At 45.2% G+C, this 20,347-nt stretch carries 20 protein-coding genes, 1 pseudogene and 1 riboswitch; of the genes and pseudogenes, 18 read left to right on the top strand and 3 right to left on the bottom strand.

What is annotated here, in order from left to right; genetic code table 11:
- The first annotated feature begins 4 nt into the window (after positions 1–4).
- From ACTNBF_RS01430 to ACTNBF_RS01480, 11 genes are all read left to right on the top strand, one after another.
- Positions 5–730, top strand: coding sequence for a formate dehydrogenase accessory sulfurtransferase FdhD (locus tag ACTNBF_RS01430; protein ID WP_320813193.1), 726 nt, complete (start codon positions 5–7; stop codon positions 728–730).
- Between the two features lie 50 nt (positions 731–780).
- Positions 781–1,392 carry a molybdenum cofactor guanylyltransferase gene (mobA, locus tag ACTNBF_RS01435; RefSeq protein ID WP_320813192.1) on the top strand — a complete coding sequence of 204 codons (612 nt, stop codon included), beginning with the start codon at positions 781–783 and terminating at the stop codon, positions 1,390–1,392.
- Positions 1,393–1,425: 33 nt separating this feature from the next.
- Positions 1,426–1,562, top strand: a riboswitch (molybdenum cofactor riboswitch).
- 85 nt (positions 1,563–1,647) lie between these two features.
- Complete coding sequence (locus tag ACTNBF_RS01440; RefSeq protein ID WP_441088628.1) at positions 1,648–2,853, top strand: molybdopterin molybdotransferase MoeA; 1,206 nt, start codon at positions 1,648–1,650, stop codon at positions 2,851–2,853.
- Positions 2,835–3,350, top strand: a complete 516-nt coding sequence (gene mobB, locus ACTNBF_RS01445) for a molybdopterin-guanine dinucleotide biosynthesis protein B (RefSeq protein WP_441088629.1) — start codon at positions 2,835–2,837, stop codon at positions 3,348–3,350. The genes ACTNBF_RS01440 and mobB overlap by 19 nt, the downstream gene beginning before the upstream one ends.
- A 93-nt stretch (positions 3,351–3,443) precedes the next feature.
- The gene (locus ACTNBF_RS01450) at positions 3,444–4,469 is read left to right on the top strand and encodes a molybdopterin-binding protein (protein ID WP_320813189.1); all 1,026 of its coding nucleotides are present in this window, start codon (positions 3,444–3,446) and stop codon (positions 4,467–4,469) included.
- A 3-nt stretch (positions 4,470–4,472) separates the two neighbouring features.
- Positions 4,473–5,504 (top strand): XdhC family protein, encoded by a 1,032-nt coding sequence (locus ACTNBF_RS01455; RefSeq protein ID WP_320813188.1) that lies wholly within the window; start codon positions 4,473–4,475, stop codon positions 5,502–5,504.
- Between the two features lie 21 nt (positions 5,505–5,525).
- Complete coding sequence (gene moaA / locus ACTNBF_RS01460; protein WP_320813187.1) at positions 5,526–6,491, top strand: GTP 3',8-cyclase MoaA; 966 nt, start codon at positions 5,526–5,528, stop codon at positions 6,489–6,491.
- Positions 6,492–6,494: 3 nt separating this feature from the next.
- On the top strand, positions 6,495–7,430 hold the full coding sequence (locus ACTNBF_RS01465; protein WP_441088630.1) for a molybdopterin-binding protein: 936 nt from the start codon (positions 6,495–6,497) through the stop codon (positions 7,428–7,430).
- Between the two features lie 27 nt (positions 7,431–7,457).
- On the top strand, positions 7,458–8,357 hold the full coding sequence (modA, locus tag ACTNBF_RS01470; protein WP_320813185.1) for a molybdate ABC transporter substrate-binding protein: 900 nt from the start codon (positions 7,458–7,460) through the stop codon (positions 8,355–8,357).
- Positions 8,358–8,370: 13 nt separating this feature from the next.
- On the top strand, positions 8,371–9,075 hold the full coding sequence (gene modB, locus ACTNBF_RS01475; protein WP_441088631.1) for a molybdate ABC transporter permease subunit: 705 nt from the start codon (positions 8,371–8,373) through the stop codon (positions 9,073–9,075).
- 11 nt (positions 9,076–9,086) lie between these two features.
- Positions 9,087–10,139, top strand: a complete 1,053-nt coding sequence (locus ACTNBF_RS01480) for a sulfate/molybdate ABC transporter ATP-binding protein (RefSeq protein ID WP_441088632.1) — start codon at positions 9,087–9,089, stop codon at positions 10,137–10,139.
- Between the two features lie 26 nt (positions 10,140–10,165).
- On the opposite strand, the pseudogene ACTNBF_RS01485 reads toward ACTNBF_RS01480, so the two are convergent.
- Positions 10,166–10,401: pseudogene (locus ACTNBF_RS01485) on the bottom strand (PD-(D/E)XK nuclease family transposase); the annotation flags it as partial.
- A 285-nt stretch (positions 10,402–10,686) separates the two neighbouring features.
- Here ACTNBF_RS01485 and ACTNBF_RS01490 point away from each other — a divergent pair.
- Positions 10,687–11,373: a Crp/Fnr family transcriptional regulator gene (locus ACTNBF_RS01490; protein ID WP_441088633.1), complete on the top strand. Its 687-nt coding sequence runs from the start codon at positions 10,687–10,689 to the stop codon at positions 11,371–11,373.
- Between the two features lie 53 nt (positions 11,374–11,426).
- On the opposite strand, the gene ACTNBF_RS01495 is transcribed toward ACTNBF_RS01490, so the two are convergent.
- Complete coding sequence (locus ACTNBF_RS01495; RefSeq protein WP_320813181.1) at positions 11,427–12,131, bottom strand: helix-turn-helix transcriptional regulator; 705 nt, start codon at positions 12,129–12,131, stop codon at positions 11,427–11,429.
- A 226-nt stretch (positions 12,132–12,357) separates the two neighbouring features.
- On the opposite strand from ACTNBF_RS01495, the gene ACTNBF_RS01500 reads away from it, so the two are divergent.
- Both ACTNBF_RS01500 and ACTNBF_RS01505 read left to right on the top strand, forming a co-directional pair.
- Positions 12,358–12,744, top strand: a complete 387-nt coding sequence (locus ACTNBF_RS01500) for a RidA family protein (protein ID WP_320813180.1) — start codon at positions 12,358–12,360, stop codon at positions 12,742–12,744.
- Between the two features lie 9 nt (positions 12,745–12,753).
- Entirely contained in the window at positions 12,754–13,920 is a 1,167-nt protein-coding gene (locus ACTNBF_RS01505; RefSeq protein WP_441088634.1) for a M20 family metallopeptidase, read from the top strand.
- 27 nt (positions 13,921–13,947) lie between these two features.
- Here ACTNBF_RS01505 and ACTNBF_RS01510 read toward each other — a convergent pair whose 3' ends face one another.
- Positions 13,948–14,817: an AraC family transcriptional regulator gene (locus tag ACTNBF_RS01510; RefSeq protein WP_320813178.1), complete on the bottom strand. Its 870-nt coding sequence runs from the start codon at positions 14,815–14,817 to the stop codon at positions 13,948–13,950.
- 208 nt (positions 14,818–15,025) lie between these two features.
- On the opposite strand from ACTNBF_RS01510, the gene ACTNBF_RS01515 reads away from it, so the two are divergent.
- The 4 genes from ACTNBF_RS01515 to ACTNBF_RS01530 all read left to right on the top strand — a co-directional run bounded on the left by ACTNBF_RS01515 (position 15,026) and on the right by ACTNBF_RS01530 (position 20,338).
- A complete protein-coding gene (locus tag ACTNBF_RS01515) occupies positions 15,026–16,315 on the top strand; it encodes an ABC transporter substrate-binding protein (protein WP_320813177.1) in 1,290 nt (429 codons plus the stop codon).
- 18 nt (positions 16,316–16,333) lie between these two features.
- Entirely contained in the window at positions 16,334–17,212 is an 879-nt protein-coding gene (locus ACTNBF_RS01520; RefSeq protein WP_427806307.1) for a carbohydrate ABC transporter permease, read from the top strand.
- On the top strand, positions 17,212–18,054 hold the full coding sequence (locus ACTNBF_RS01525; RefSeq protein WP_427818904.1) for a carbohydrate ABC transporter permease: 843 nt from the start codon (positions 17,212–17,214) through the stop codon (positions 18,052–18,054). Before ACTNBF_RS01520 ends, ACTNBF_RS01525 begins: the two co-directional genes overlap by 1 nt.
- Positions 18,055–18,157: 103 nt before the next feature.
- Entirely contained in the window at positions 18,158–20,338 is a 2,181-nt protein-coding gene (locus ACTNBF_RS01530) for an alpha-galactosidase (RefSeq protein WP_441088635.1), read from the top strand.
- The last annotated feature ends 9 nt before the right edge of the window (positions 20,339–20,347 follow it).

The following is a 20,347-nucleotide window of genomic DNA, read 5'->3' on the forward strand; positions in this document are numbered from 1 at the left end:
ACACATGAGAGTAGAAAATCTGTTTGAACAGGCAGAACTTACAACAGATTCGGTGTGCCTGTACATTGGCCGCGATGGAAAGAAAAAGCAGGAAAATACCCGTGTACTCAAAGAACACAAGATGAGAATCGTCATAAATGAGATTTATACTTTGCATATAATGTGCACTCCTCAGTATCTTACAGAGGCAGTTCTTGGAAGACTTTGTACAGAAGGAATTTCTGATAATATAGAAGACATTGAATCGGTTTATATTTGTAAGGATGGAAGTCTGGCGAATGTAAAAATGGCGGATCCCGAATGGAATATGCCTATAAGCAGAGAAATGCAGCCTGTTTCCCCTTCAAAGTGGAAAGAAGAATGGGTGTTCCGACTTGCGGACATACTGGCAGAAGGAATGCCTCTCCATAAAGAAACCTGGGGAACGCACAGCTGTTTTCTTGCAAAGGAAGGGGAAGTATTGTTCTCCTGTGAAGATATCGGTCGGCATAATGCAATCGATAAAGTGGTGGGGTATGCTCTGCTGAAAGGAATCAATCTCAAAGAATGTATGCTGTATTCCAGCGGAAGAATGCCTTCGGATATGGAAGAAAAAGTCATACGGGCAGGTATACCAATAGCAATCTGCAAAGCAGTTCCGACAGCGGAGGCGGTGGAGCTAGCAGGAAAGTATCGTCTCACACTGATCTGTGCGGCTAGACCGGACCGAATCAGAGTGTATCATGCGTAGAATTGAAGATTCCAGCCCCCAAATTAAAAGAACGATGGAGTGAAGAAATTATGGATGGCCTATTACTAGCCGGCGGAAAGAGCAGCCGTATGGGCGGGCGGCATAAAGGCGAGTTGATATACGAGGATAAGACATTCACAGAACGAATGATAAATGAGTTCGCGAAAGAAGCGGAGACAATCTGGATTTCTTATGGTGATAGAATCCATTACACCGACGACAGATGCCGGATTGTGAGGGATATTTACCCCGGATGTGGTCCAATTGGCGGGATCCATGCGGGGCTTACCGCATGTAAGACAGACGAAATGATGGTATCGGCCTGTGATATGCCCTTTTTGAAAATTGAGCTGTTTCGTTTTTTGAAGAAACGGATAGAGGATGCAGAGGGGCAGGGTCAGAGCGCATACGATGGAGCAGTGCCGTTTTTTAACGGACGTATCCATCCGCTTTCGGCAATTTACAGGAAGGAAAACGTGCTGAAAGTGATGGAAACGCAGATCATTGCGGGAAACTATCGCATTCGGGATGCGCTGAATCAACTGCATGTTCTGTATGTGGATGTGAGTACCAACATGGAATTTGCCAAAATGCTGCAGAATGTAAATACAGTTGAGGAATATCAGAAACTGGTCAACAATAGTCGGTATCGAGAGATTTAGGAAGAAATGGTATTTATAACAGAATAATGATATAATGAAACTGTTCTTTGAGCGAAAGCGTCTAAGTCGAAGAGATATGATGCTAAGCCGGGATGAATCTATCATCCCCGGGGTCTGAATAGAAATGTGAGGGCCTTCCTTATTTGAAAAAAAGAACATGAAGTGGTCGTATTGCGTCTAAATGGCAGTAGGGGGACTTTGTGTCTTTCTGCTGCCTTTTCGCTTTATAACTTTACAGGAGAAAAGGAGAATGATATGGAGCGATTGTCATTGGAAAAAGCCTCCGAAGTATTAATGAATCATGCAGGTAAAATAGAAGAACGGGAAGAAATCTCCCTGTGGGATGCGGTGGGAAGAGTTCTTGCGGAGAATGTGTATGCGCAAAGAAACCAGCCGCCATTTCCCAGATCACCGCTGGATGGATATGCGGTGAGAAGTGATGATATCAAAGGAGCTGCCCATGAACATCCGGTTACACTTCGCGTAATTGATGAGGTAGATGCGGGGCATGTAACGGATAAAAAAGTAGAGCCGGGCGTGGCTGTGCGGATCATGACCGGTGCACCGATCCCCGAAGGGGCTGACTGCATTATCGGGCAGGAGGACACTGATTACGGAGAGAAAACTGTAGCGGTCTACGCGGAAATTCGAGCTTATCAAAACTACTGTTTTGAAGGAGAAGACTATAAAGCGGGAGCAAAACTTCTGGGGAAGGATATGCTGATCGGGGCTGTAGAAGCGGGAGTTTTGGCAAGTCTCGGAAGAGAAAAGGCGGTCGTATACCGAAGTCCGCGTGCGGCGGTATTGACGACCGGAGACGAGCTGATGCTTCCGGGAGAAGAACTTCTTCCGGGGAAAATCTATGATTCCAATCTCTACACATGTGTGACAAAGCTGCAGACCTGGGGTGTACAGGTTACATATAAAGGAAGGGCAGAAGATGATGCAGGAGTGGTTGCAGAACAAATCTGTGAAGCCGCAAAGGACGCGGATATTCTGATCACGACCGGAGGGGTATCGGTTGGGAAAAAGGATATCATGCACGAAGTACTTATACGTTTGCAATGTGAGAAGCTGTTCTGGGGAGTGGCGATTAAACCCGGGATGCCGACGCTTTGTGCGCTCTATCGGGGCAAGCTGCTGATCTGTCTCTCCGGTAATCCGTATGGTGCTGCCGTGAATCTGGAACTTCTGATCCGGCCGGTTCTGGCTAAAATGGCAGGAAGAGAAGATCTAAAGCTTCATCGTCAAAATGTGGTATGTGAAAGTGAGTTTTTGAAGCCAAGCCATGTCACCCGGTACGTCAGGGCAAAATATGCGGATGGACATGTCCGGATTGCAGATGGTTCGAATGATTCCGGAATTCTAAGTACGATGTGCGGGTGTAACTGTCTGATCGAGATTCCGGCAGGAACTTTGAAGGTGGAAAGAGGAGAAACGGTATGTGTTGTGATGATGTAAAAAAATCACCCTTTGTTGCAGCGGTATGCGGTGTGAAAAATTCGGGCAAGACGACACTTCTCATCCGGTTAGTAAAGCTGCTTTCAGACAGAGGAATCCGCACGGCGGTCATTAAGCATGACGGACATGATTTTGAGTGTGATGTGCCCGGAACGGACAGCTATCGGATTCGGGAAGCGGGAGCATATGGAACGGCTGTGTTTTCAAAATATCGTAGTTTTGTATACAAAGAAAACTGCCGGGAAACGATCGAAGAGATGATCGACAGGTTCCCTGAAGCGGATCTGATTTTGGTTGAGGGAATGAAGGACAGTACCTATCCTAAAATAGAAGTAGTCCGCCGGGAAATATCAGATAAGCCGGTTTCAAATCTGGAGGGAAGATTTCTGATTGTCAGTGACTGGGAGAGCGGACATTTCAGAGGGGAACAGTCGGCAGGACTGGATGAAGCAGAAAAAATACTGAAAATTCTATTGGAAAAAGCAAAGATTGAATAAAAAGTTGTTTGGACAACATAATTCCCGTGCTATTTTTGATATACTGTTTCCAGCAAATGGGAACGCAAATGTAGATTGAGGAGATAGATAAATATGAAACTGATAAGAACAGAAGATGCCGTAGGACAGGTTTTATGCCATGATATTACACAGATCATAAAGGGAGTAACCAAAGATGCCGTGTTCAGAAAAGGGCATGTTGTGCGGGAAGAAGATATACCAGTCCTTCTCTCGGTCGGGAAAGAGAATCTGTATATCTGGGAAAAGACAGAGGGAATGCTGCATGAAAATGAAGCGGCTGAAATATTAAGAAAAATCTGCCAGGGAAACGGCATGCATCCTTCCGAGGTCAAAGAAGGAAAAATTGAGCTGATTGCAGATATAGAAGGTGTACTTAAAATTGATGCAGAGAAGCTGAACCGGATCAATTCGCTTGGCGAGATTATGATTGCCAGCCGCCATGGCAATTTCCCGGTCAAAAAAGGGGATAAGATTGCAGGAACCCGAGTGATTCCGCTCGTGATCCATGAGGATAAGATGAAAGAAGCAGAAGCAATCGGCGGGGGCGAACCCATTTTCCAGATCAGGCCATATGAGAAGAAGAAAGTGGGAATTGTAACAACAGGAAGCGAAGTGTATCGTGGAAGAATTCAGGATACGTTTACTCCGGTGATCCTGGAGAAAATAGCAGAATACGGAATTGAAGGAGCCGAGCACGTTATATGTGACGATGATCATACTATGATCACCAAAGCGATTCAGGATATGCTGGATTTGGGTTGCAATATGGTAATCTGTACGGGTGGTATGAGTGTGGATCCAGATGACAGAACACCTCTTGCAATCAAGAATACCGGAGCAGATATTGTGACATACGGGGCACCGGTCCTTCCTGGCGCGATGTTTATGCTTGCTTATTATCAGGGAGAGATTCCGATCATGGGGCTTCCGGGATGTGTAATGTACTCAAAACGGACTATTTTTGATTTGGTACTCCCGAGAATCATGACTGGGGAAAAATTGCAGGCAAACGATCTGAATCTGCTCGGACAAGGAGGCCTGTGCCTTTCATGTCCGGTGTGTACGTTCCCAAATTGTGGATTTGGAAAGGCAATGTAGGAAATGAAAGCGTTATTTGAGGCGATACAGAGAACAGATACAAATCGATTCAATATGGTACTGACAGTTCTGGACGGAGAGAATATCGGAGAAAAAGTCTTGACGTCAGACGGAAGTATTCTGTGGGAAAGTCAGGAACACGGGTTTTTTCGGGGATTTCAGGATGAGATAAAGGCGCTGGATGACAGTGGTGTGATCCGGCTTGGCGGTCACGAAGTCTTTTGTGATGTTCTCGGGAATGAGAAACAGATTGTAATATGTGGAGGCGGACATGTATCGATCCCTGTCATTACACTGGGGGTCATGATGGGATGTGAAGTGACTGTGTTGGAGGACAGGCCGCTGTTTGCGGACAATGCAAGGCGTGCCGGGGCGACAAAGGTCATCTGTGCACCATTTGAAGAGGGATTGGAACAGGTGAAAGGCAATGCGGATACCTATTTTGTGATCGTGACCCGGGGACACCGGTACGATCAGATCTGTCTGGAGAAGATTGCCCGGAAAGAACATGCCTATATCGGCATGATCGGAAGCAGACGGAGAACGACATTGGTAAAGCAGATCCTTGCAGAAAAAGGAATCGACAAGAACGTGTTGGACAGCGTTTACACGCCAATCGGACTGGATATCGGGGCGGAGACTCCGGTGGAGATTGCAGTTGCGATCATGGCTGAGATCATCGAAGTAAAAAATAAAAAGAAACGCACCTGCGGATATACGAAGGAAATTATGCAGGCGGTTCTGAATCCGGAAAGCGGTTCGGAAAGTAAAGTTATGGCTACCATTGTGAAACGGAAAGGTTCTGCTCCGCAGGGAGTCGGGATCAAGATGCTGGTTTTGAGAAGCGGAACGTGTATCGGCACGATCGGGGGCGGATGTATGGAGGCAAATATCATGCAGAAAGCGCTTTTGATGGCGTCGGGAAATGGGCCGGAGGCTGTTATTTGCAAAGTGGATATGACAGGCGCGGACGCTGAGGAGGAAGGCATGGTCTGCGGAGGAGTTGTCAGCGTACTTCTGGAGAGGGTGAAGTAGAACGAAAAGGAGGAAGCTTGGTTGAAAGACAGCTTTGGCAGAGAAATAGACTATATGAGGATATCCATTACGGATCGATGCAATCTGCGCTGCCGGTATTGCATGCCGGACGGGATTTCCTGGATCCCGATGGAAGAGATATTAACATATGAAGAAATAAAAGTCGTTGTGGAAGAAGCGGCAAAACTTGGAATTAAAAAGATCAAAGTGACAGGCGGCGAACCGCTTGTAAGGCTCGGATGTCCGGCACTTGTGGGAATGCTGAAGGAAGTTCCGGGGATTGAGCAGGTTACACTTACAACGAATGGCGTATATCTGGCAGAGTATGCAGAAGAACTGAAGCGAAACGGGCTGGATGCAGTCAATGTAAGCCTGGATACGCTGGATGCGGAGCGGTTTGAGAAAATTACGGGAAGAGATGGCCTGGACGCTGTGCTGGAAGGAATTCAGGCGGCACTTGATCATCAGATACCGGTGAAAGTGAATGTGGTATTGCAGAAAGAAGAAAATGAGACTGAATGGAAGGCGCTTACAGAGCTCACCCGTAATCGGAAACTGGATGTGCGTTTCATTGAAATGATGCCGATCGGGTACGGTAAGCGGTTTGAGCCGGTTTATAATGAAGTGCTGCTTAAAAAATTAAAAGAAGAATACGGAGAATTAGTGCCTGACACGCGGAAACACGGAAACGGACCGGCAGTCTATTATCAGATTCCGGGATTTGAGGGAAGTGTTGGCTTTATCAGTGCGATCCACGGAAAATTCTGTGATCAATGCAACCGGATCCGTATGACTTCAACAGGAGATATCAAAGCATGTCTGTGCTTTGAAGAACGCATATCTGTCAGGGAAGCATTAAGAGTTGGAGACAGGGAAGAGGTGCGGCGGCTGATTGAGGCAGCCATCAGCAGTAAGCCGGCTGCACATCAGTTTGAAAAGAAAGAAATGATTACAGAAAAGCGTGAAATGGCTTCAATAGGAGGATAAAGAATGGGAGAGATTAAAGCAATCTGCATCAGCGAAAGGCGAGGAACGCAGAAAAAAGAAATCCCGGAAGCGCAGATTCTTGAAGACTGGGGAATCGAAGGAGATGCTCACGGTGGAAAGTGGCACCGGCAGATCAGTCTTCTTGCGGTGGAAAAGATCGAGGAGTTTCGCGCAAGGGGAGCAGAAATCGATTACGGAGCATTTGGAGAGAATCTGATCGTAGAAGGTTATGATCTGAGAACACTTCCGGTGGGCACCAGATTCCGAATCGGAGAAGTTCTGCTGGAGCTGACGCAGATTGGAAAAGAATGTCACAGTCACTGTGAGATTTACAAGAAGATGGGGGACTGCATTATGCCGCGGGAGGGCGTATTTACAGAAGTTCTCCATGGCGGTCATATACAGAAGGGAGATCAGATTGAAATGATCCCGCCGGAACCGGACAGACCGTTTACGGCAGCAGTGATCACTCTGAGCGATAAAGGTTTTGAAGGAAAGCGGGAAGACAAAAGCGGACCGCTGATCTGTGAAATGTTAAATAAGGCCGGATATCGTGTGATAGAGACGCAGCTTCTTCCGGATGAAAGGGTGGGGCTGGAACGCCAGATGAAGCGGCTTGCAGACCAGAGACAGGTCAGTCTGATCCTGACGACAGGCGGCACCGGATTTTCATCGAGAGATATCACACCGGAGGCAACAATCGCTGTGTGTGATCGCATGGCAAGAGGAATAGCTGAAGCGATCCGGGGATACTCCATGACGATCACCAAAAGGGCCATGTTAAGCAGAGCCGAATCGGGAATACGAAAAGGAACGCTGATTGTGAACCTGCCGGGAAGCCCGAAAGCAGTGAAAGAATCGCTTGAATTCATTTTACCGGAGCTTGCTCACGGACTTGGAATCCTGAGAGGAAGCGAAGGCGAATGTGCAAGAAAATAAAAAAGAAACCATAGGAGAAAGACAGTTATGAAACTGAGAAAACTGGGTATGAAACTGGCAGCAGTATCGCTGGTGCTTGCAATGGCTGCAGGACTTGTGGCATGTGGTGCAAAGAATGAAGCAGAACCCGAAACTGTGGAAAATGAAGAGACAAAGCGGGAAGAAGAGGCAGAACCGGTAGAAATTCAGGTATTTATTGCGGCAAGTCTGAATACGGTTATGACTGAACTGGCAGAAAAGTATAATGAAGAACATCCGGAAGTGAAGATCACGTTCAATGCTGACAGTTCCGGAACTCTGCTCACACAGATTGAAGAAGGGTATGAATGCGATATTTTCTTCTCTGCCGCACAGAAACAGATGGATCAGCTGGAAGCAGATGGTCTCGTAGTAGAAGGAACGAGAAAAAATGTAGTAAATAATCAGGTCGTTGTTCTTACATTAAAGGACAGTGGGACAGAAGTAACCGGCCTTGAGACTCTCAATAAGGCGAAGAGCATTGCCCTCGCAGGCGGAAGTGTTCCGGTTGGTAAATATACCCGTCAGGCACTGGTGAACCTGGGAATTCTGAATGAGGTCGATGATGTATCTGCAATCACCACAGAAGAAGTGGCAGAGGCACTTGGCGGAGTTGAGATCAGTGAGCAGGCAAATGTTAGCAAGGTGCTTATTGCTGTGACAGAAGGTGCATGCGAAGTGGGAACAACTTACTATTCTGATACATACGGTTATGAAGATAAAGTGGAAATTCTGGAAAAAGTAAGCTATGATCTGACAGGAAATGTTATCTATCCTGTTTGCCAGGTTGATAACAAAGAAGCAGATGACGTACAGAAGAAAGCAGCGGAAGAGTTCCTTGCGTTCATCACATCAGATGAAGCAAAAGCGATATTTGACAGCTACTATTTTGACACAAATGTAGAATAAAAGGAGCAGATGCATGGGAGAAATAGGAAACATACTGGCTTCTCTGGACTTTAGTCCTTTATTCATTTCACTGAAGACCGGAGTTGCCGCAACGATCCTTTCCTTTTTTCTTGGAATCTATGCGGCTCGGAAATGTATGTATGCAAAGGCGGGAGTGAAAGCGGTTCTGGATGGAATCCTTACACTCCCATTGGTGCTTCCGCCTACCGTTGCGGGATTCATTTTATTATTGATCTTCAGTACCAGAAGACCTGTCGGAGCATATCTTTATACGACATTTGACATTAAGATCGTACAGTCCTGGGCCGGATGTGTCATTGCGGCTACGGTGATCGCTTTTCCTCTGATGTATCGGAATGCCAGGGCTGCATTTGAACAGGTGGATGTGAATTTGATCTACGCGGCAAGGACACTTGGAATGCCGGAACGGAAGATTTTCTGGAAGGTTGTCATTCCGGCAGCAGGGCCGGGTGTGGCAGCAGGAACGGTACTGACTTTTGCAAGGGCTATGGGAGAGTACGGTGCGACCTCCATGCTGGCAGGGAATATCCCCGGCAAGACGGGAACCATTTCCCAAAAAATCGCTATGGTCATTCAGGACGGAGACTTTCTGACTGCGGGGGTATGGGTCGTGGTCATGATGGTGATCGCATTTGCGATCGTTGTACTTATGAATCTGATATCCGATAAGAAAATGAAGAACGTCAGACACTGGTAGGAGGAGAAAGAGTGGCAATTGATGTAGAAATCAGGAAACAATTAGGAACGTTCTGTCTGGACGTTCATTTGAAAAGTGCAAGCAGAAGAATCGGAATTCTGGGAGCATCCGGATGCGGTAAAAGTCTGACACTGAAAAGTATTGCAGGAATTGAACGCCCGGATGAAGGATATGTAAATATCAATGACCGCATCCTGCTGGATACGAGAAAGAAGATCGATTTAAAACCACAGCAGAGAAGAGTCGGATATCTGTTCCAGAATTATGCTTTGTTCCCCACGATGACGGTGGAAGAGAATATTGCAGCAGGCCTTACCGGTAAAAAGGCGGAAAAAATGGAGAAAGTGCATCGGATGATGGAACGCTTTCAGATCCGGGGACTGGAGAAACATCTTCCCGGGCAGCTCTCCGGCGGACAGCAGCAGAGAGTGGCGCTGGCAAGAATTCTGGTGTATGAACCGGATGTGATCCTTCTGGATGAACCATTTTCCGCCCTTGATGCACATCTCAGAGACCGCATGTTAAGAGAACTTCTGGAGCTCTTGGAGGATTACGAAGGAACAGCCATTCTGGTATCTCACAGCCGGGATGAGATATACAGCTTCAGTGAAGAGGTCCTGATCATGGAAAACGGAAAAGGAATCTGCATGGGAAAGACAAAAGAATTGTTCGACAATCCACAGTGGGAGGTGGCTGCAAGGCTCACCGGATGTAAAAATATTGTCAAAGTATGCATAGAAAATGGTAGATTTATCGTTCCCGACTGGGGGATTGCATTGGAAGGGAAGATACCGGAGCAGATAAAGTCGATCGGCATTCGTGCGCATGACTTTATTCCGGTCTGGGATGAAGTGCCGGACAATGCGATTCCGGTAGAAGAATGGAACCGCGTTGATTGTCCGTTTGAACGGAAATACTTTATCAAGGCAAAAGCCGGGGAAGAGGATATTTGCTGGTTTGTGCAGCGGGATCTGTATGATGAGATCGATGAAAAAGGAATGCCGAAAGCACTGATCGTGCCGGAGGAGAAAATATTGGTTTTGGGGACGATCATCATGCCATGATACCGGGGCCAAAAGCCCCGGCATCATAGAATGACAGTATAGATATTTTTGATATCGCGATAGCTGAACCGTTTTTCTTCTCACTCTTAACTCGCTTGTATTGGCGAAGAAGCAGATCGGCGGAGTAGCAGGCGCATCGCTGTCCTGGGAATGCATACCCAATTTTCTGTACCTCAACATTCGCGATGCTTCTAGTGGATAGTTCAACCACAATATCCATGATCAGTAGTGAACTTTCATCTGCAATGCGGGTAGAATCATTCTGACATAGGCAAATCCTCCTTGGTAAAAAAATAGTGTTGTTTGTTTCATCATTAGCGGGTTATTGCCTCGAAAGGGAAGCACCGAAAATGAGACGCCTTACGGCGAGAAAAATAGCAGATAGAATCCTGCTGTGTTATGATAAAGTCAGAATGACATGAGTAGATGAAAAGTGCAAGATCAAGGCATGAATCGATATGATAATCTTGAAAAAGGATTGAGGGTATCATAAAATGGAAGACAGGATCAGTATGAAAGCTCAGAAATCGGCTAAGAGGGTATTTGAATGATAAAAGAGAAGAATAAGACGGAATGTAAAAAAGAAATACTTCAGAGTATATTATTCCGCAATATGGAAAGAGAACGTGTTGAACGCACGCTATGCTGTTTGAACGGTAAAATGCGCCAATACAAGAAAAGAGAAATGATCATTTCGGAAGAACAACTGGTTCAGGAAATCGGAATTCTCATTTCGGGTGAGTTATGCAAAGTTCAATATTATTCAGATGGAACAGAACAGATGGTTCAAATGCTTCTTCCATCTTATATGGTGGGACTGGAAATAGCTGTCAGCATGAAAAAAACAAGCCCGTATTCGGTGTATGCTTCTGAGAATTCTATAATATACTGGTTCCCGGTCAGATATTTAGAGCAGGAAGGCTATCTTCCGGAAAGTGAACGCATTTTTCTGTACCAGCAGACAGTTCAGTTTCTGGCAAATGAGGATATTCGCAAATATAGAAAGATTGAGATTTTGTCTGCAAAAAGTGCGAGAGGCAGAATTGAGAAATATTTGAGGATTCAGATGATCCGATACAAAAGCCGGGAGTTTGATATCGATTTCAATAGAGAGCAGCTGGCCAGTTATCTGGGATTGAATCGCAGCGTGTTGTCGCATGAATTAAAGAAGATGGAAAATGAAGGGATTCTTACGGTAAGGAAGAACCATTTTGTGATACATGAGGAGACGTGATAAAGAATTCATATAGGGCAGCAGAACGCTGCCCTGCTAAAAAAATAAAATGATTACTGTGTTGCCGTAATCTCACTAAGATACCGGTAAACAGTTGCTGTTGAACAGGAGAATTTTCTGGCGACAAAGGAGATAGCACCTTTAAGTTTGAAAAGTCCCTGTTCATTTAATTTACTGATGATCTCTTTACGTTCATGTTGATTTAGCCGATCAACAGGAGTTCCAAGTGTGGAGGTGCAGTCGTCAAAGATTTTTTGCATTAGCGAACTGATATCCATAGGAAAGCTTTCCATAATCTGGACAGGTTCTTCGGGAGCAGTTGTGTCAGATACAGATAAGGTTTTCTGGAAAACAGGTGTATTTCCGCGGAAAGAGGCAGGATGTATGATGGAAAGCATTCGTTCATGAAGTTCGTTGTAACGGCTGTCATCAAAATTGATGCATAACATACCGATTGGTTTGCCGGATTCGTCCTTGATGAACATCGTAGAAGAACGGAGGACATGACCATTTTCTGCTATCCCTTTATAGTTGGATAAATAATTCCGGTCTTCGTAGAGCTTGGAAGAAAGCATCTGAAGTGCGGCATTGGTAAGTGGGCTTCCTACGGACCGCCCGCTGATATGTCCGTTGGCAATGGCGATGATAGATCTGTTGTCAGAAGATAGATCCTGTAGGACGACTTCGTAATCCGGTCCAAGAGTCTGCCCGAGAAATTCAACCAGAATCTTGTATTGTTGTAATATATCTGATGTCATAAATTCATTCCCTCGCTTTGTTTTCCATGATTTATTCCATAGCGGTCATGCTATATAGAAAATGATTCTAATAATATTATGGCACGCAGAGTAATTTTTTTCAACACTCAAAAAAATTTGTGGGATTATCTGAAAACGGTTGACACGAAAAAAATATAGTGATAAATTATTCTTATAATAATAAATTAAATTTAAATCAATGAATCGAAGAAAAGGAGAAAAAACAATGAAAACTATTTTAAGTACAGACAAAGCACCTCTTGCAATTGGTCCATATTCACAGGGAATCAATACTGGAAATCTTCTTTTCCTTTCCGGACAGCTTCCGATATGTCCGGAAAAAGGGGAAATTGTTGCAACTGATATTGAAGGACAGACAAGACAGTCTTTGGAGAATGTAAAGGCAATACTTGCATCTGCAGGATGTACAATGGATGATGTAGTGAAGACAACGGTATTTTTACAGGATATTGCTGATTTTGCTAAGATGAACGGGGTTTATGCAGAGTTTTTCAATGAGGGAAATTATCCTGCAAGATCTGCATTTCAGGTAGCGGCTCTTCCGAAAGAGGCATTGGTAGAAATCGAAGTAGTTGCCCTGAAAGCAGAGTAGTAGAAAGCGATGAATAAAGCTGTGAGGCTTACCAGAGAACTGATTCGGATTGACAGTACGAATCCGGGAGCTGGTGAGCAGAATGTAGCAGAGTTTATTAAAGATTATTTAGCGATTCCTGGAATCGTAATAACAGAAGACGAGGTGTCTGATAAACGGAATAATCTTGTAGCTGAGATTGAAACAGAACAATTTGGAACGGAGGTTCCCGGATTGGTTCTCATCTGCCATATGGATACGGTGGTAGCCGGAAAGGGCTGGAATAGAGATCCTTTTGGGGCGGAACAGGAAGAGGGACGAATCTATGGTCGTGGTGCCTGTGATATGAAGTCCGGTCTGGCCTGTGCACTTGCAGTATTTAAAGAAACAGCACAGGCTGTAGAGCAGGGAACAATCAGACTGAAGCGCCCGATTCGACTTATCTGTACGGTTGACGAGGAAGGTGATATGAATGGCGTAGAATGCGCTGTCAGACTTCACCGGGTACATAAGGAAGATTGGGTCATGGATTTGGAACCAACAAATGGACAGATTCAAATGTCTCATAAAGGCAGATTCTGGATGGAAATCAGTGCCCACGGGGTGACAGCACACGCCAGCAAACCAGAGCAGGGAGCAGATGCGATTGCTGCAATGGCCGAATACATCAGTTATATGAGAACAGCATTTACGCAGTTTCCTGCTCACTTAGAACTGGGTAGGACAACGATAACATTTGGTCAGATCCAAGGTGGTTATCAACCCTATGTTGTACCAGACGAATGTAAACTGTGGGTGGATTGTCGTCTGACACCGCCGACGACTGACACGAAAGTCATAGAAATAACAGACAGAGCAATTAAATATGCAGAACACGCGGTACCAGGCGTAAAGTTCGAATATAGGGTGACCGGAAATCGTCCTTATATTGAAAAGAATGATGAGTCAGGTCTTTTAAGAGCACTGAAAAAAGCTGTCAGTACAGTTGCGGGACAAGAACCTCTTATACGTCCATTTCCAGGATATACCGATACTGCAGTCATAGCAGGCATGCTAAAGAATAGAAATTGTCTGTCTTACGGCCCGGGTGATTTGAAATATGCACACAAACCGGATGAATTCGTGAAAATAGCGGACATCGAACGGTGCGAAAACGTGCTTAGACAATTAATTTTACAAATTCAAGAGGAGACGTAGTGTTGCCCTGCGTCTCCTTTTCATATTCTACGTTGCCCCACTCCTCGGCGGACCAATCCGGTTCGCATTCCGCCACTCTCTTGGCGATACCCCGTAAACATTTTTAAACGCACGTGAGAAATGCAGCTGATTCGGGTATCCGACTGCATTTCCAATATCACCGATACTGAGCTGAGTCAGCTTCAGAAGCTCTGTTGCTTTCTGCATACGATAGCTCATCAGAAACTCCTGTGGTGATTTCCCAATGGTATCGTGAAAAATCTTCCCAAAATAGCTGCGGTTGAGCCCGCAGAATGCGGCGATATCTTCGACAGAAATATCATTCTGGAAATTCTGTTCAATAAAGGAGAGCGCTTCTTTTATATAAAAATCCCGCAGGCGCCCGCCCTGTTTCAGCCGCATCGTTTCAGCAGATCGGGTCATATAATCCAGAAAGAGATATAAATGCCCGATCAGGTGAAGAGGGGATTTGTCTGCATTTTTTACGATATACAGCATTTCTTCCATCATATTCTGGCGCAGATCCTTAGAATTTGCATGATAGATCGGACTGTCTTTGGTGATTCCGGCAATTTCGATCATTTCGCGCACTTTCAGACCGTCAAACTCCAGCCAGGCATATTCCCAGGGGAGGTTTTTGTCGGCAACATAGGTGCTGATCTGACCTGGAAAGAGCATGAAGCCCTGTCCGCTTTTGATCTGATAGGTCTGGGTCACTCCTTTGGAATCATCCGCCATCAGAGTTCCGGTTCCGGAAATAACATAATGGAATAAATAATGATTTCGCGCGGCAGGACCGAACGAATGCGCAGGGGTGCATTGTTCCCAGCCAAACTGATAAAGATCGAGATCGACAAAATTTTCATTCGGAAAAACGGAAAACAATAAATCACTCATAGGGGCATTCTCCTGACTTTGAAACTATAAAACTCTGGTATCATTATATATCAAAATGCGTCATTATTTCAAATATTAGGAATAAAAACTGCATTTTGGCATAAAATCCCCAAAATACAGCTATTTATGATAGCATTTTGAAATGTTATAATGAACTTACAAACAAACACCGGAGCACGGAAGTTATGAGAAAGGAGCAAAATGAGAGATGCGAAGAAAAGGAAAAGCATTAGTAAGCGTACTTTTGAGTGTTACAATGGTTGCGGCGATGATGTTGACAGCCTGTGGAAACAAGGAGGGAGACGGCAAGATTGAAATCAATCTGGTGCAGTACAAACCAGAAGCTGTCGACGCGTTTGAGGCAATTGAACAGAAATTCAATGAGACGCATGATGACATTCATCTTACCATTGAATCTCCAAGTGACGCAATGACAATTTTAAAGACCAGATTCATCAGAGAAGATAATCCGGATATCATCGGAATCGGAGGAGATGTCAACTTTTCATCTTTTGTTGATTCAGACATGCTGATGGATATCTCCGATTTTGAAGGCCTGAATGACATCAAACAGGCGTACAAAGATATTGATAAGGCGCTTGAGTATGTTCCGGAAGAAGGTATCTACGCAGTGCCGTATGTAGCAAATGCTGCCGGAATCCTGTACAACAGAGGGATGTTCGAAGAATACGGATGGAAGATCCCGGAAACATGGGATGAATTTATCGCACTCTGCGATGAGATTCAGTCGGAAGGTATCCTGCCGCTGTATTTCGGATTTAAGGACACCTGGACCACACTGGCACCATGGAATGCAATGGCAGTAGGTCTTTGCGAGCCGGATGTATGCCGTCAGGTAAACAAAGGTGAGACGACATTTACCGATGAGTACCGTGAAGTGGCTGAAAAAATGCTGGAGCTTCTGCCATATGGACCGGACGATCCGTTTGCCTACGATTACAACGGAGCATGTACTGCTTTCGCAAATGGAGAATCTGCGATGTATACGATCGGAAGCTATGCAGTTCCACAGATCAAATCTGTAAATCCGGATATGGATATCGATTCTTTTGTATTCCCGGTCAATGACAGGGAAGAGGACAATGTGCTGAACTCCGGTATTGACCTTCAGTTCTGTGTGATGGCAGACTGCGAGAATAAGGAAGCAGCATATGAAGTACTTCGTTTTCTCCTGGAAGATGAGAGTATCCAGGAGTACCTTGACAACCAGAATGCAGTACCGTGTAAAGAAGGCGATTTCGAACTGCCGCCTATGCTGGATGGCATGAAATCTTATATTGATGACGGAAGAATGGCCGATTATCAGGATCATTACTATCCGGCCGAAATGTCGGTGGATGCACAGATCCAGACCTTCCTTATGAAGCAGGATGTCGATGCTTTCCTTGCGAAATTCGATAAGGACTGGGTACGTTATAACAGGGATATTATCCGGAAAGTAGAAGCATATGAAGCAGAACATCCGGATGAAGACTAGAGAAAGGGGAACCGGAACATGGATAAAAAAGGAATGACAGGACGGAAACGCACGTTTCTTATGATTACAATCCCGATTGTGTTATTATTCTTCTGTTTTAATACACTGCCTCTGATTCAGGGCATTATTTACAGTTTTACAAATTTCAAAGGTTACGGCAGCTATGACTGGGTAGGACTTCGAAACTACATTGACCTGTTCCAGGATTCGCGGGTAGGCAACTCCTATCTGTTCACCTTCAAACTTGCAATCTGTGCAACGATCGTGGTAAATGTAATCAGTCTTGTACTTGCATTGGGGCTGAACAGTAAAATCAAATTCAAGAGTGCGCTTCGCGGAGCATACTTTGTACCAAATATTCTTGGTGCATTGGTTGTTGGTTACATCTTTAACTATTTCTTTACATATATTCTTCCGGCATTCGGCAAGATGATCGGAAGCGGAACGCTTGGTTCCAGTATGCTGTCCAATGAGAAGCTGGCATGGGTTGCGGTTGTAATTGTATGTGCATGGCAGTCCATTGCGATGAACACGATTATTTATATTTCCGGTCTGCAGACAGTGCCGGAGGATGTATACGAGGCCGGTTCCATCGACGGAGCGACAGGCTGGAAGAAATTCAAGAATCTGACCTTCCCTCTGATCCTTCCGTTCTTTACTATCAACATGGTGCTCTGTGTGAAGAACTTCCTGATGGTGTTCGATCAGATCATGGCATTGACGAAAGGCGGCCCTGCACAGAGTACAGAATCCATCTCCTACCTCATTTACCAGAATGGTATGGGCGGCGGACAATTTGGATTTCAGAGTGCCAACGCGGTAATCTTCTTTATAGTAATCGTTGGAATTTCCGTATTCCAGCTTGGAGTATTAGGTAAGAAGGAGGAGCAGTTATAATGAAGAAAAAAGTAAATCAAAAAGTAAACTGGCCGGTTACGATTTTGCTGATCCTGGGGCTGATTACAGTTGCATTTCCGCTTTATATGACAATTGTGATCGCATTCAAACAGCCGTCAGAAATGACGAACAGTATCAGCGGAATCCTTTCTCTTCCTAAGAGCTGGAGTCTCTCCAACTTCGCGGAAGCCATGAGAGTCACCGATTTCTGGCATTCTTTATTTAACAGTATCCTGATCACTGTACTGACGGTTGTGATCTCCATTGTGATCCACTCCCTCATCGGATACGCGATTGGTAGAAATAAAGGACACAGCAAATTTTATAATTTTGCATATCTCTACATCGTCAGCGGTATGTTCGTACCCTTCGCAATCCTGATGATGCCTCTGGTAAAACAGACTGCGCGTCTCGGGCTTGCGAACTGGGTTGGCGTGATCATCCTTTATGTGGTATTCTATATGCCGATGAACGTACTTCTTTATTCCGGCTATCTGGTAAATATTCCGATGGCACTGGAAGAAGCCGCTTATGTGGACGGCGCGACAACATGGCAGACTTATTGGAAAATCATTTTCCCGATCATGAAGCCAATGCATGCGACTGTTGCAGTTCTGACCGCACTCGGAACATGGAATGACGTTATGACTCCGCTTGTCATTATGTCAGGTTCCGGTATGACAACCCTCCCACTGGCACAGATGACATTCCAGACGCAGTTCGGAACCAATTTTAATCTGGCATTTGCGTCCTACTTGCTGGCACTTCTGCCAATTCTGATTTTCTATCTGATCTGTCAGAAACAAATACTAAATGGTGTAGTAAATGGGGCTGTAAAATAAGAATCAAATGTATATAATATAAGGTGAAAGTAAGGGTCAAAATTAATTTTGGCCCTTGCGTTGTAACAACAAAAAATATGGCAATTACAAATGGAGAGACAGCATGAGCATTATTTTTGAAGAGAAGACAAGAATATTTACATTAGACACAAAAGAAACGACATACCAAATGCAGGTAGATGCATACGGATATCTTCTTCATCTTTATTATGGAAGGAAAGCAAAAGGATGTATGGATTACCTTATTACTTGCGCTGACAGAGGCTTTTCGGGAAATCCGTATGAGGCGGGTGAGGATCGTACCTATTCGATGGATGCGCTCCCGCAGGAGTATCCCTGCAGAGGAACGGGCGATTATCGGAGTACGGCATTGATTGTCCGTGACGGCGCGGGAATCACGGGAAGTGATCTTAAGTTTCGTGGATATGAAATAAAAGATGGAAAATACAGTCTTCCGGGGCTCCCGGCAGTCTATGCTTCGGAGAAGGAAGCCGAAACTTTGGAAATTGATCTTGTGGATCCGGTAAACGGATTGGAAGTGACTTTATTATATGGTGTTCTTCCGGAGGAGAATATCATTACCAGAAGTGTCATAGTCAAAAATGCGGGGAAACATAAGCTTTATCTGGAAAAAGTGCAGTCTGCCTGTCTTGACTTTGTAGGAGGAAGATATGATGTAATCAGCTTCTATGGGCGCCATGCGATGGAACGAAATTTCCAGAGAAGTGAAGTGCTGCATGCAAATACAGTGATCGGAAGCCGCAGAGGCACATCCAGCCATCAGTACAGTCCGGTAGTCATTCTTGCAGGACACGAGACAACCGAATCACATGGAAGCTGCTATGCGATGAACTTTGTTTACAGTGGTGAATTTAAGGCGGAAGTTGAGAAAGATCAGTATAATCAGACGAGAATGCTGATGGGGCTTCAGGATGAAGCATTCTGTTATCCGCTCGACGTGGGTGAAAGTTTCTTCGCACCGGAAGTAATCCTTACTTATACGGATCAGGGACTGAACCGTCTTTCTCAGAATCAGCACGCATGTATCCGGAAACATATTTGCAGGGGAAAATATAAGAATCAAGTGCGGCCGGTGCTTCTGAACAGCTGGGAAGCCTCTTATTTTGATATTACAGGCGAATCTCTCTGCCGGCTTGCCAGACATGCCAAAGAAGCCGGAATCGAAATGCTGGTCATGGATGACGGATGGTTCGGCAAACGGAACGATGACAACAGTGGTCTGGGAGATTGGTATGTCAACGAAAAGAAACTGGGAATGCCATTAAGTGAACTGATTCAGAAAGTCAATGCAGAAGGCTTGAAATTCGGAATCTGGGTGGAACCGGAGATGATAAGTGAAGACAGTGATCTGTACCGCGAGCATCCGGATTGGGCTTTTGCGATACCAGGCAGAAAGCCTGTTCGAAGCAGAAATCAGCTTGTACTTGATTTTTCACGTAGGGACGTGGTAAATTATATCTATGATAAAATCTGTGAGGTACTTGATCAGGGAAATATAGAATATCTGAAATGGGATTACAACCGTAGTATTGCAGAGGTCTACTCGGCAGCGGCAGGTGAGCAGGGAAGAGTCCTCTATGATTATATACTTGGACTTTATGATTTCCTGGAGCGTCTTGTGAACCGCTATCCGGATATGCTGATTGAAGGATGCAGCGGAGGAGGCGGCAGGTTTGATGCGGGGATGTTATATTATACACCGCAGATCTGGTGCAGTGATAATACCGATGCGGCAGACCGGATTCGGATTCAATATGGAACTTCATTCGGGTTCCCGGTTTCAGCGGTGGGTTCTCATGTATCTGCAGTTCCGAACCATCAGACAGGCAGAACGATGCCGATGAATACAAGAGGCGTTGTGGCAATGGCCGGAACCTTTGGATATGAGCTTGATCTGGGCAAACTCGGCAGTGAAGAAAAAGAAGAAATCCGCAGACAGATTCAGGATTATCATAGATATGCAGATCTGATTCAGAACGGAACCTATTTCCGCCTGACCAATCCCTTTGAAGATGAGACGGGAGCATGGGAGTTTGTCTCAGAGGATCGAAGTGAAGTCCTGTTAAATATCGTGATGCTGGAGATGCATGGAAATATGACTGCTTCTTATGTCAGACTTCAGGGGCTGGACGAAGATGCCATGTATAGGAATCAGACTACAGGTGCGCTTTATAGCGGGGCGGCACTGATGGATGCGGGAATTCCGGTTCTGGCAAGTATGAGTGAGTACCAGGCGATACAGATTTATCTGGTGAGAAACTGATAGAGAAAG

The sequence above is a fragment of the Bariatricus sp. HCP28S3_A4 genome (genome assembly GCF_052066395.1).
In the GTDB taxonomy this organism is placed as follows: Bacteria; Bacillota; Clostridia; order Lachnospirales; family Lachnospiraceae; genus Allocoprococcus.